The following is a 13,637-nucleotide window of genomic DNA, read 5'->3' as shown; positions in this document are numbered from 1 at the left end:
ACCCCCGGTTTCACGCCGGGCAGCCCCAATCGACCGCTCGAACCCAAAGCCAAGCGGTGCCCTCAAGACCTTGCCAAGATGAGACAAAGCGCACCTTGTGACATCTGGCAACCACCCCCTTTCCGGAACTGAACGGGCCCACGGTTGTCTCACCGCCTTCGCGCGCTTGTCCCAGGCCGGGGCACCTGACCTTCCAGGCAACTGCCGCGGCCAACGTTCATCGTGAGACTTTCAACGTTCGTAGATCGATATGGCAACTCAGAACCGCACGACAAAACCCCAGCCCACCCAAGGCAGCGCCGCTGCACGCCAGGCCGCCCAGGCACCCGCCGCTGACGCCGCCAAGATGGCCAAGCAGGCTGCTGACAAGGCAGAGCTGGACAAGATGGCCCAGGCCAAACAGGCCGAAGCCGTGAAGGAAGTGGTGGCAGAGACCACCGCTGAAGGGAGCGTGGCCACCGCCGACGCAGCCGCTGCTGCCGAAGGCTCGCTGGGCGCAGTGAGCGGTGAAGCTGCGGTTGCCGAAGCCGGTGCCGCAGGCGCCGCCGGTACCGCCGCCGCCATCAGCCCGCTGGCCATTGGTGCCGGCGTGGTGGGCGTTGTTGCCGTGGCCGCCGCAGCCGGCGGTGGCAGCAGCGGTGGCTCCAGCAGCCAGCCGATCGCCCAGAACAACAACCAGCAAGCCGCTCAGAACCAGGGCAGCCAGAAGCCAGCTACCCCGGCCGCCGAGCAGCCTGCCCAGGACACCAAGCCGGCCGAAGGCACCAACAAGCCTGCCGAAGGTGCCAAGCCTACCGAACCGGCCAAGGAAGAAGAGCCTGCCAAGCAGGCCGATTCGAAACCGGCCGATCAGCCCAAGGTTGACCCCACCCCGGTCGAGGATCTCACCAAGCCCGCCACGGCTGCAGGCACTGCGGCAGAACCGAAGGTTGCCGCGGATGGTGTCACCAACCTGACCAAGTTTGCTGACCTCTTCGAGACCGCTGGTGCCAATGGTGGCAAAGCTGAGTACATCAAGATCAGCCGCATCCTCAGCGCCGAAAACGCCAAGGACGCTGAAGCTCGTGCCGTCGACAGCGACAACAGCCGTGCCTATGAAGTCATCGACGCTGGCAAGCCCATCACTCTGGCAGAAGCCCAGACGATGGCCGCCAAGCTGGGCGGCAAGCTGATGTCCATCGACACCGCCGAAGAAAAGGCCTGGCTGGACAAGAATCTGTTCGGCGCCCTGGGTGAGTATGACGGCGACAAGTCCCTTGCCGAAGCAGCAGCAAGAGGTGAAAGCGACAAGGCTGCTCAACAGAAAGTCCTGGATGGCCAACTGGCTTCCAACGGTGCCTGGCTGGGCAAGAACGCCACTGAGGGCGCCGATGCCAAGGCCAACGCCGTCATCCGCAACGGCAACAACGCAGACGGCTCTGGTGCCATGAAGCTCTACGAAGCTGCAGGCACCACGCTCAGCAAGTTCGTCATCGAATATGAAGGCTACAAGTCGCCGCTGCTGCTGGACGGCAAGCCCGTGGTCGAAGGCCAGATCATCAACAAGGCCGACGCCGCCAAGCTGGCCTGGAACGCCGACCTGAACAAGGCCGGCAAGATCACCTATCAGGCCGTCGACAGCAATGATGCCGCCACGGCCAAGCCCGTCGCCGACGCCAAGGAAGGCACGATGGCGCTGTCCGAATCGGCCGACGTCAAGCACCCGATGACCACGCCGGCCAATCCGAGCGCCCAGGACAAGCCGGCGCAGGGCGGCACGGAGGTCAAACCCGCCAACGACGTCCCGCAAGCTGACAAGACCGGCCAGGACACCCAGAACAGCGACCAGCAGCCTGCCAAGCAGGAACTGCCGGCCACGGCTCAAGGTACGGCTGAGGCACCGCAGGTTGCCGCCAACGGCGAGACCAAGCTGGCCAACGTCGCCACCGCGTTCGAGAAGGCGGCTGGCGAAGGCAAGAACGTCGAGTTCATCAAGATCGTCAGGGTCGACACGTCCGAAGGTGAGGCTGGCACGCGCATCTTCCGCGAGGTCGAGACCACCAGCAAGGTCACCGGCAAGGCTCCGGATGCCCCTGCTCCGGTCAAGACCGTGTCCACCACCGCCTACGAGGTCATCAGCACCAAAGAGCCCATCACCCGCGCTCAGGCCGAAGAAATGGCCAAGGTACGCGGCGGCAAGCTGCTGACCATCGACAGCGCCGAAGAAGCCCAGTTCATTGGCCAGAAGCTGTTCGGCTCGCTGGGCGAGTATGACAGCGATGAAAGCGTTGCTGAAGCTAAGGGTGACACTGCCAAGGCTGCGCAACAGGATGTCCTGAACGGACAGCTTGCCAAGAACGGCGCCTGGCTGGGCAAGGACAGCACCGCAGGTGCCGTCGCCAACGCTGACGCCATCATCCGCAACGGCAATGGCACCGACCTGCCCAAGGGCTACAAGGCCTACGATTTCTCCGGCGAGAAGCTGAGCCGCTTCGTCATCGAGATCGAGAACTACAAGGCCCCGCTGACCCTGGAAGGCAAGCCGGTCGTGGACGGCACGATCATCAACAAGGCCGACTTCGACAAGCTGGTCTGGAACGGCGACCACAACATGGGTGGCAAGATCACCTACGTGGCCGTGCAGAGCAACGAAGCCAATGCCGCCAAGGTGGAAGGTGCCGAAGAGAAGACCCTGACCGTGTCCGAATCGGCCACCATCACGCACCCGTCGGCCCCGGCCTCCAACCCGGCTCAGAACCAGCAGCAGGGTGGCGCCGGCACGCCCGAGGTTCAGGACAACAAGGCTCCGACCGGCGGCGAAGGGCCGAAAGGCGATCAGAAAGCTGGAGAGGGCAGCAACAAGGCTGGCGATCCGCCGAAAGGTGGCGAGCATGGCACGGATGGCGGCAATCACAAAGCCGACACCCCGCAAAACAGCACGACTGGTAGCGACGCCAACAAGGGTAACGGCAACCCCGGCGGCCAGGGCGCTGCAGCGGGTGGCTCGACGGGTGGTGCCGGTGCTCAAGGCGGCTCCAAGCCCCAGGAAGGTGGCTCCGACTCCAAGGCCGGTGGCACCACCCAGGATGCAGGTTCCCAGTCCCAGGGTCAGACTCCCCCCAGCAAACCTGCTGGCTCCGACCCTCAAGCTGGCAGCCCGAGCGGCAAGCCTGTTGCCCCCGGCGGCCAGCCCAGTGACGCCCCCAGCCAACCTGCTGGTACTCCCGAGGCTCAGACGGGCGGCGCCGTCAACCAGCCTGCTCAGCCTCCGGTCAAGGCTGCGCCCTCCTACGAAGCCAACAAGTCCGTCAACGTCGCTCACGACGAAACCAATGCCAAGATCGGCAAGGAAGTCTTCGAAGGCACGAACTCAGCCAACAAGCCCGAGGCTGTCAAGGCCACTGGCTTTGCTGCAGGCGCGCTCAAGGTCGATGGCAACGTCATTACCGACGGCGCACTGATCAAGGCAGCGGACTTCGACAAGGTGACCTGGGACGCCTCCAAGGGCGAAGGTGGCACCTTCAAGTTCACGCCGGTTCAGGCTAACGGCGATGCACTGCAAGGTGCTACCGAGCAGACCATCACCATCAACGAGGCACCTGCCCCGGTGGTGAATGCCGAGCCGAAGCTGGGTGTGTACCCGACTGAAGCCGTGAAGTTCGATGTGGCGCACGATGCTCTCAAGGGCGCGCTGACCAAGGACTCGCAGACCAGCCCGTTTGCAGGCACGGACGCCGAAAAGGCCCCGGATGCGGTGAAAATCGTCTCCGTCCAAGGCCCGGATGGTGAGAACACGCACGCCAACATCATGACGCTGGGTGACGGGGGCTCTGCCCGCAACCTGACGGCAGGTCAGTTCATCGACAAGGCCGATTTCAGCAAGGTTCAGTGGGATGCCTCCGTCGACCACGGCAGCGGCACCTACAAGGTCCAGTTCGTTCCGGTCACGTCCGATCACCAGGAAATCGCCGGCGCGCAGACGCAGACCTTCACGGTCAAGGAAGCCGCCGAGCAGCCGAATTATTCGGGCACGACCTTCAGTGCCGAAGCCGAACATAACGGTGACGCCACGTTCGGCAAGGCCATGTTCGATGGATCTGATGCCGCGAAGGCACCGATGTTCATCCGCATCACGGAGATCTCTCCGAGCAATGCAGAGGCGGGCGATCATCGCGTACTGCACCTGGTGGGTGATCACGCGCAGGACCTGAAGGTGGACGATTCTCATCCGGAGAACACGGTCCTCAGTGCTGCGCAGTTCGAAAACCTGCGCTGGGATGCGTCCCACAACGGAGGCGGTTCCTTCAAGTTCACCGCTCTGGACGGTGACATGAAGCCCATCGACTCCAGCGTGGTGCACACCGTCACGGTGACCGAGAAGGATGCGCCCCTGGCCATCAACCCCCAGTCGCTGTTCGGTGCTTCGGAAGGTCAAGGCCCGCTCACGATCAGCGCCAAGTCGCTGGCCGCCTACACCCCGGCCGAGCCCAGCAGCAACCTGCTGGACGACCTGCACAACCAGATCAACCCGCTGATCTGATGGCAGCCTGAAGGCCCGTCACCGTCATCCGGCAGCATCGGGTGACGGCCCCGCCGGTCCGCCGGCACGACGGGACCTTTCCGTGCAGCTGCAACACTGGGTTGCACCAGCCTCCAGGGGCCGCTTTCCGCAAGGGAAGCGGCCCCTTCGCTTTTCATGCGCCGACATTGGCACGCCGCTCTTCTGCGGGTGTCGACTGTCTGTCAGAAACGGTATCCGCTTACCGAAAAACCCACATTTGCCGCACACCCGGCGGCCCCCGGAAGCCGTCCATGCGCTGCCGGTGCTGCTGCCTCGCGGTGCGTACCAAGATTCAGGTTCGAGCATCTCATGCCTCATTCTCTGGTTGGCCTATGAACACCCTGCAACCCTCCTCTGCCTCTGCAAACACGTCGGCCCCGCTGCGGGCACAGACGAACCCTGCATCCGCAGCGGGTGCGAAGACACAGGTCACGTCACCCGCCAGCCGGAACATGCAGGCAGCCGATGACAGCATGATGCAGACCCTGGAGCGCGAATACGGCCCTCTGGGCGACTACCAGGAAGCCGTGGTGCAACAGGAAGGCGCCCGCCGTGCCGCCTGGCTGCCCACGGACGGCGCCGCCGGCGCTGCAGCAGGCGATGCCACCGCCACGCTGGGCGCGGTCGAAGCCACGGGTGAGGCTGCCGGTGCTGCCAGCGTCAACGGTGCAGCACAGGCGGCCCACGTGGCAGGCGTTCAGGCAGCCGCACCGGCGGCATCCGGTCTGGCCGTCACGCCGGGCGCGTTCGCCTTCAGCCCGATGGCGCTGGCGGGCGGTGCCGCCGCACTGGGCGTGCTGACAGCCACCGCATCCCGGGGCGAAGGCCCCATCAGCCAGGCCAACCGGCACGCCAACGAGCTTTCCCAGAACCTTCGGCCCTCCCCTGCTCCGCAGCCGGCCCCCGTGCCCACGCCCGCACCGGCGCCCGAGCCGGCGCCGGAACCTGCTCCACAACCCGCACCACAACCTGCTCCTGCGCCGGAACCCTCGCCCGCGCCTGCACCGCAGCCTGCGCCCGTTCCTTCACCTGTCCCGACTCCCGAGCCGGCCCCGGCACCTGAGCCCGCGCCGGAACCCGCTCCGCAACCGGCGCCGCAACCTGCCCCTGCACCGGAACCATCACCTGCGCCCACGCCGCAGCCTGCGCCCGTTCCTTCGCCTGTCCCGACGCCCGAGCCGGCCCCGGCTCCTGAGCCCGCGCCGGAACCCGCGCCGGAACCCGCGCCGGAACCCGCTCCGCAACCGGCGCCACAACCTGCTCCTGCGCCGGAACCGTCACCTGCGCCTGCCCCGCAGCCCGCTCCACAACCGGCCCCACAGCCTGCTCCCGAACCGGCTCCTGCACCCTCACCGCGTCCCGTTGCGCCCAGCTATGACGACGCCCCCGTGACCCGTGCGGCCCGTCACAACGAGGCGGTGGAGCTGCGCGCCAGCACGTTCACCGGCAAGGATGCCGAACATGCCCCGTCTTACGTGCGCATTGAAGGCATCGAGGCCAAGGGCGCCCGCGCCGGATCGGCCGCGCTGCATCTGCGCGCCGACGACGGATCGCTGACCCCTGTTGCCGAGAACCAGGAAATTGCCGCCGCAGATTTCGGCCGTCTGGTCTGGAACAGCGCCGACAACGACGGCGGCAGCTTCCGCTTCGTGCCGCTGGACAGCGAGCGCCAGCCCTATGACGGCGTCCAGCCGCAGACCGTCAACGTCTACGAATCCCCCGCGGTGCCGGACTACGCCAGCGCGCGTGACCCGCTGGCGGTGGCACACGACCAGACGCTGACGCTGGGTCAGGAACTGTTTGCCGGCAACACGGCCGACAAGGCCCCATCCTTCATTCGCATCGAGAAGATCACCCCCCAGGGTGACACCGGCTCGGGCGCAGCCCTGCAGCGGGATGCCGACGGCGATGGCCCCGGTGCCCCAACGGCTGTCTCAGAAGGCGATGTCATCAGCGCCGCAGACTTTGGCAAACTGAGCTGGAACGCCGCCCACAACGACGGCGGCAGCTTCCGCTTCGTGCCGCTGGATGCCAGCCAGAAGCCCATTCTGGGCGCCTCCGCACAAACCATCACGGTCAGCGAATCCCCGGCTGCTCCGGACTACCCAACCGCACGCGAACCCCTGGCCGTGGCACACGACCAGACGCTGGCGCTTGGCCAGGAACTGTTCGCCGGCAATGCTGCCGACAAGGCTCCATCCTTCATCCGCATCGAGAAGATCACCCCCAATGGTGACACCGGCGCGGGCGCGGCCCTGCAGCGAGACGCCGACGGCGATGGTCCCGACGCGCCCACGGCCGTGTCGGAAGGCGATGTCATCAGCGCCGCAGACTTCGGCAAGCTCAGCTGGAACAGCGCCCACAACGACGGCGGCAGCTTCCGCTTCGTGCCGCTGGATGCCAGCCAGAAGCCCATTCTGGGCGCCTCCGCACAAACCATCACGGTCAGCGAATCCCCGGCTGCTCCGGACTATCCCGCCGCGCGTGAACCGCTGTCGGTCGCACACGACCAGACGCTGACGCTGGGTCAGGAACTGTTTGCCGGCAACGCTGCCGACAAGGCACCATCCTTCATCCGCATCGAGAAGATCACCCTCCAGGGTGACACCGGCGCAGGCGCTGCCCTGCAGCGGGACGCCGACGGCGATGGTCCCGGTGCCCCGACGGCCGTCTCGGAAGGCGATGTCATCAGCGCGGCAGACTTCGGCAAGCTCAGCTGGAACACCGCCCACAATGACGGCGGCAGCTTCCGCTTCGTGCCGCTGGATGCCAGCCAGAAGCCCATTCTGGGCGCCTCCGCACAAACCATCACGGTCAGCGAATCCCCGGCTGCTCCGGACTATCCCGCCGCGCGTGAACCGCTGTCGGTCGCACACGACCAGACGCTGACGCTGGGTCAGGAACTGTTTGCCGGCAACGCTGCCGACAAGGCACCATCCTTCATCCGCATCGAGAAGATCACCCTCCAGGGTGACACCGGCGCAGGCGCTGCCCTGCAGCGGGACGCCGACGGCGATGGTCCCGGTGCCCCGACGGCCGTCTCGGAAGGCGATGTCATCAGCGCGGCAGACTTCGGCAAGCTCAGCTGGAACACCGCCCACAATGACGGCGGCAGCTTCCGCTTCGTGGCACTGGACGCCAACCAGAAGCCCATTCTGGGGGCACCGGAACAGACCATCACGGTGCACGAATCTCCTACCTCCCCAGTTTATCCGGCTGAACCGGTCATTCGCGCCGTGGCCCACGAGCAGACGGCCACCTTCCCGGAAAGCACCTTTGCCGGCACGAACCAGGACTACAAGCCGGCTGCCATCCGCATCGAGGCCATTGAGCCCAGCAGCCATGACGGTGCAAGCCCGTCCCTGCAACTGCTGGGCGACGGTACGCCCACGCCCATCACGGTCGGCCAGACCATCACGGCCGAAAACTTCAGCAAGCTGACCTGGAACACCGTGGGCAACGAAGGCGGCAGCTTCCGCTTTGTGCCCCTGGACGGCACCGGACAGCCCTACGTGGGCGTTCAGCCGCAGACCATCAGCGTCTACGAATCCCCTGCCGCGCCGGAATACCCCAGCGCACGCAGCCCGCTGGCCGTCGCGCACGACCAGACTCTGACCTTCGGCCAGGAACTGTTCGTCGGCAGCGCATCCAGCAAGGCACCTGCCTTCATCCGCATCGAAAAGATCACCGCCAAGGATGGTGACGGCACAGGCACTGCCCTGCAACGGGATGATGATGGTGCCGGCCCCGGCGCGCCCACGGCCGTCTCGGAAGGCGATGTCATCAGCGCGGCAGACTTCGGCAAGCTCAGCTGGAATACCGCCCACAACGACGGTGGCAGCTTCCGCTTCGTGGCGCTGGACGCCAACCGGAAACCCATTCTGGGGGCTGATTCACAGACCATCACGGTGAGCGAATCCCCCGCGGTGCCGGACTACCCCAGCACGCGCGACCCGCTGTCGGCTGCACACGACCAGACGCTGGCGCTGGGTCAGGACCTGTTTGCCGGCAACACCGCCAACAAGGCCCCGGCCTTCGTCCGCATCGAGAGCATCACGCCCCTGGATGGCGACGGCACCGGCACCGCCCTGCAACGGGATGATGATGGGGCCGGTCCCGCCGCACCCACGGCCGTTCAGCAAGGCGATGTCATCAGCGCCGCAGACTTTGGCAAGCTCAGCTGGAACACCGCCCACAACAACGGCGGCAACTTCAGCTTCATGCCGCTGGATGCCAACCAGAAGCCCATTCTGGGTGCCACCGCACAGACCGTCAGCGTCTACGAATCTCCGGCAGCACCGGACTACCCTGGCGTGCGCAATCCGTTGACGGTGGCGCACGACCAGACGCGCGCCCTCGGCCAGGAACTGTTTGCCGGCAACACGCCCGGCAAGGCCCCGGCCTTTATCCGCATCGAGAGCATCGACGCCAAGGATGGCGACGGCACGGGCGCTGCCCTGCAGCGGGAGGCCGACGGCGGCACCCCCACGGCCGTGCAGCAAGGCGATGTCATCAGCGCCGCAGACTTTGGCAAGCTCAGCTGGAACACCGCCCACAATGATGGTGGCAGCTTCCGCTTCGTGGCGCTGGATGCCAACCGGAATCCCATTCTGGGCTCCGATGCACAGACCATCTCGGTGCACGAGTCACCGAAGGCTCCGGACTATTCCGGCCGGGCCCTGCAGGTGGTGGCACATGATCAGGTGCGCCAGATTGATGCCAGCGTCTTCGAGGGCAACGACCCCGCCCGCAAGCCGGCATTCGTCACCATCAACCAGATCGAGGCAGACAATGGCGTGAACCCCGCCCCGCTCTACATCCAGCGCGAAGGCGGGGTCAAGGAAGCCGTACAGGCAGGCGCCACCATCCGTGCCGAGGATTTCGACAAGGTGCACTGGGATACCAGCAGCAACGATGGGGGCCGCTTCACCTTCACGGCGCACGACGCCGAACGGTTTGCCATTGAGGGTAGCGCACCGCGTACCGTCACCGTGCATGAATCGCCGCTGCCTCCGGTCTGGAACGCCATCAGCCTGCAGTATCAGACGGCCTACGCAGCCCATGACGGATCGGCTGCCTTCAACAACGGAATGGCCTACAACGGCCACAACACGCCCCAGAAACAGCGTCCTGCCGCCATCCGCATCACCCACATCGACGAAAAGAATCCGTCGGCGACCGAGCACGCGGCCCTCTACAGCTGGGATGCCGGCCACCGCACCCCACTTTCCGTGGGCAGTGAAATTAAATTCGGCCGCTACAGCAATATCCGCTGGGACACAGCCCACAACGAGGGCGGCACATTCCGGTTCGTGGCCCTCGACAAGGACGGCATCGAGATTGCCGGCTCCGCCGAACAGACGATGACCGTCATCGAATCGCCGGCGGCCCCTGTCTACGCCACGAACACGCCCAGTGCCTTCACCCCCTACAACCGTCCCCTGACACTGGACAGGACCCTGCTGGCTGGTACCGATCCCTCGCGGGAGCCCACTGCCATCCAGATCACCACTATCTACGAGAAGGACGATACTGCCCCTGGCACGTCCGCGCTGGCCATCGACCGTGGTCATGGCCAACTTGACCCGGTCTCCAAAGGCAGCCGGATCCAGGCCAGTGACCTGGACAAGCTGGTATGGCGCTCGGATGCAAACTCCGGCGGCTCGTTCACCTTCTCGATGATCGGTGCGGACGGAAAGTCCATCCTGACCACCAACCCTGCCAACCCTGGCAGCACCTCCACCCTCACCCGAACCATCTCCGTCGAGGAAGGCGTTCAGGGACCGGCCTATGCTCAAAATGCCTCAACGCTGCGCGCCGCGTTCCAGCAGGTTCTGGAGATTGGCAAGAACCATCTGGACGAAATCCGGGGGACCGAAGACAGCCGTGCCCCAGCCCGCATCGAGATCACTCGCATTGAACAGCCCAACGACCGCGACACCAGCCACTCGCCGCTGCAACTGGCCAACGGTACCGATGGCTCCGGCGCCCGTCAGATCACCGAAGGCGAGACCATCGATGCCGCAGAGTTCGCCCGGCTGACCTGGGATGCCAGCAAGACCGATGGCGGCCGCTTCATCTTCAAACCGCTGGACAAGAACGGACGCCCCTTCGTGGACGACAGCGGCCAGGAAATGGTTCGCACCATCACCATCGACGAGCAGCCGCAGGCGGCGGGTACTCCCACCAAACCCGTCGTGGCTCCCAACGCCATCACCGGGCTGGACAAGAGCATCATCAGCAGCAATAGCCATAGTCCGGACTCCAGTCTGGACGGCAGGTTCTTCAAGGTCATAAGTATCGAGGCGTATGAATCTCCCAATGCCAAACGCGTGATGAACTGGGATCTGGCCGGACGCCCCCTGCCCGACGGAGGCCAGTCGGGACCGACCGCCTACGAGGTCATCCAGGCGGATGGCATCAGCCTGGCGGACGCGCAGCAGCGCGCCCAGGACATGGGCGGCAAGCTGCTGTCCATCGACGATGCTGCAGAAAGAGGTTTCATCAAGACCAGCCTGTTCAACAGCGGCCCCGACATCTCGACCCGCTACCACTACATCAACCAGGGCAACGTCGCACACGACGCCGGCAGTGGCGCCAAGGGTTTCATCATCGAGTACGACAACTACCGCCAGCCGCTGAAGCTGGAGAGCGAGCACGACCCCGACTTCTCCGGCCAGGTCGAGGAAGGGCAGATCATCGTCGGCTCGGAACTGAACCAGGCTCACCTGGGCTGGGACAGCAGCAAGAACCACGGCGGTGTCATCACGCTGGTGGAGGTGCAGGGTCAGGAAGTGGAAGACGGCTCAGGCAAGAACCCTTCCCTGCCGGGGAACCGTACGAAGCTGGGCCACCTTGCCAGGGACGCCCGCGATCCGGACGTCGGCCACGAACGCTTCACCATCACCATTGCCGAGGCCGAAGACGGCAGCCCCACCTTCAGCAAGCCCAACATCACCGGCCGCTCGGCAGGCACGTCGGGCCACCGTGAAGCCGCCGAGACGCTGGACGCCGCAGAGCTGCTGCCGGGCACGCCCTCGGCCGGAAGCGACACGGCCACCAGGGCACTGCCGTCCACCCTGGGCAACCTCTGGCACGGCACCGACCCGCTGCTGCACGACCCGCTGGGCCAGCATCCGCCGCTGGCCTGACGGCACGCCAGCACCCGGCGGGGGCACGGAGACGCCCCTGCCGCGACCTACCCCCGCCCCGCCAGCCGCTTGCCGCTTGCCGCTTGCCGTGCCCCAATGCTAACGCTTGACGATACTATCGCCAGTCGTTAGCATGACGGGATGGCCATTCAATCATTCAGATGCAGCGATACCCAAGCCCTGTTTGCCGGCCACCGGGTGGCCCGATGGGTCAGCATAGAAAAGGTTGCCATGCGCAAGCTGGCCATGCTGCACAGAGCCGGCAGACTTGACGACCTGCGCATTCCGCCTGGCAACCGGCTGGAACTCCTCAAGGGAGATCGCCACGGCCAGTACAGCATCCGCATCAACGATCAATGGCGCATCTGCTTCTCGTGGCTGGGCACGGACGCCATTGCCGTCGAGATCACCGACTATCATTGAGAGGCTTCCGCATGCGTACGGTTCCTTATCCTCACCCCGGCGAAATTCTCCAGGAAGAGTTTCTCAAGCCCATGGGCATCAGCCAGTATCGGCTTGCCAAGGAAATCCACGTCCCTCAGCGCCGCATCGGCGAGATCGTGGCGGGCACACGCGGCATCAGCGTCGATACCGGCCTTCGGCTTTCGCGCTTCTTCGGCACGTCAGACGGCTTCTGGACCGGGCTGCAACTCGACCATGAAATGGAAATGGCCAAGGACACCCTGGCAGCCACGCTGGCCGACATCACCCCCATCTCCACCTGAGCCCCCGCCGCAGCCTACCCCCGCCCCGCCAGGCGCTTGCCGTGGTCCCGCCATGGCACCTCGATCCAGCGGTAGGTGCAGCGCGCCGCCAGTAGCACCGCCAGCACGAACACCGCCACCACGGCGTATTTCAGCGGCTCGCCGAACTTGCGGCCCGGCCAGTCGAAGAAGGTGAGCACCGTGACGTGCACCAGATAGATGGAATAGCTGTGCACGCCCAGCCACTGCAGCGGTCGCGTCTGCAGCAAGGCCGCCACCATGCCGCGATCCGGCAGCAGCGACCACACCCACAGGCCGAACACGAAGGGAATGGCATACACCCAGGCCCCCAGATCCGCGCGCATGTCGATGAGCGCCAGCGACAGCACGGCCAGCACCAGCTGACACGCGCCCAGCACGGGTGACGACAGGTTGCGCAGACGGGGCTGCACCGCCTGCCAGCCATACCAGACCAGCACGCCGATGAAGAAGCTGAGCAGCCCGCGCGGCATGCCATGGACATCCGGCGCCAGCACCTGCGGCCCCAGCCCCGAGAACACCCGCAGGAAATGATCCAGGCACAGCACCACGATGGCCACGCTTGCCCAGACCCGCGCCCGGGTACTGCGCACGAAGAAGAACAGCACCGCAAAGGCCAGATACAGCCAGAACTCCACCGACAGTGACCATGACGGGTAGTTGTGCAGCGCCTCGGTCATGATGCCCACGCCCTGCAGCATCACCAGCTCCAGCAGGAAATACGACAGCTTGAAGAACTCCACCGCAAAGGGCTGCTCCCCCCCCAGCTGGATGCCCGCCTGCGCCGCCGCCCACTTGGCGCCCTGCACCACGATCACCGCCCCGATGGCCGTGAGCGTCGTGACCAGATGCAGCGGATACAGCCGGAAGAAGCGCTTGATGAAGAACGCCCGCACCTGCCTGCCATCCTGCAGCCGCTGGCCATACACCATGGCCATGATGGCCCCGCTGATCACGAAGAACAGATCGACGAACAGCCAGGCATTCTGCACCAGCCCCCATTGCGCCGGCGCCCCACCCCAGCGCGCCAGCACAAAGGCATGAAAGAACACCACCATCAGCGCAGCCACGCCACGCAGCCCCTCGATCGATCGAATCACGCTCCCGACTCCAGATTCTCATGTCCGCGCAAGGGTAACACCCACCCCTGCATCCCCTCGCCCCGGTACGGGTATGTCCCCAGCCCCCTCGTAGTGCTACGCT

5 protein-coding genes are annotated in these 13,637 nt (G+C 65.5%); 4 read left to right on the top strand and 1 reads right to left on the bottom strand.

Going from position 1 to position 13,637, the window contains the following annotated elements; translation table 11 throughout:
• The first annotated feature begins 250 nt into the window (after window positions 1–250).
• The 4 genes from EL249_RS04825 to EL249_RS04810 all read left to right on the top strand — a co-directional run bounded on the left by EL249_RS04825 (window position 251) and on the right by EL249_RS04810 (window position 12,416).
• On the top strand, window positions 251–4,519 hold the full coding sequence (locus EL249_RS04825; protein ID WP_005673998.1) for a hypothetical protein: 4,269 nt from the start codon (window positions 251–253) through the stop codon (window positions 4,517–4,519).
• A 494-nt stretch (window positions 4,520–5,013) separates the two neighbouring features.
• Window positions 5,014–11,691 carry a C-type lectin-like domain-containing protein gene (locus EL249_RS04820; RefSeq protein WP_126348089.1) on the top strand — a complete coding sequence of 2,226 codons (6,678 nt, stop codon included), beginning with the start codon at window positions 5,014–5,016 and terminating at the stop codon, window positions 11,689–11,691.
• A 141-nt stretch (window positions 11,692–11,832) separates the two neighbouring features.
• Window positions 11,833–12,114 (top strand): type II toxin-antitoxin system RelE/ParE family toxin, encoded by a 282-nt coding sequence (locus EL249_RS04815; protein WP_005674004.1) that lies wholly within the window; start codon window positions 11,833–11,835, stop codon window positions 12,112–12,114.
• Window positions 12,115–12,125: 11 nt separating this feature from the next.
• Entirely contained in the window at window positions 12,126–12,416 is a 291-nt protein-coding gene (locus EL249_RS04810) for a HigA family addiction module antitoxin (protein WP_005674005.1), read from the top strand.
• A gap of 14 nt (window positions 12,417–12,430) precedes the next feature.
• On the opposite strand, the gene EL249_RS04805 is transcribed toward EL249_RS04810, so the two are convergent.
• Entirely contained in the window at window positions 12,431–13,534 is a 1,104-nt protein-coding gene (locus EL249_RS04805) for an acyltransferase family protein (protein ID WP_040529993.1), read from the bottom strand.
• Window positions 13,535–13,637: the final 103 nt, after the last annotated feature.

Source organism: Lautropia mirabilis, assembly GCF_900637555.1.
GTDB classification, from domain to species: domain Bacteria; phylum Pseudomonadota; class Gammaproteobacteria; order Burkholderiales; family Burkholderiaceae_E; genus Lautropia; species Lautropia mirabilis.
The sequence above is the reverse complement of the archived record's forward strand: the minus strand, read 5'-3'. Positions and strand labels throughout refer to the sequence as shown.

Coding starts and splice junctions, on each gene's coding strand:
- EL249_RS04815 (WP_005674004.1), top strand. CDS start 11,833: ATGGCCATTCAATCATTCAGATGCAGCGATACCCAAGCCCTGTTTGCC.
- EL249_RS04810 (WP_005674005.1), top strand. CDS start 12,126: ATGCGTACGGTTCCTTATCCTCACCCCGGCGAAATTCTCCAGGAAGAG.
- EL249_RS04820 (WP_126348089.1), top strand. CDS start 5,014: ATGATGCAGACCCTGGAGCGCGAATACGGCCCTCTGGGCGACTACCAG.
- EL249_RS04825 (WP_005673998.1), top strand. CDS start 251: ATGGCAACTCAGAACCGCACGACAAAACCCCAGCCCACCCAAGGCAGC.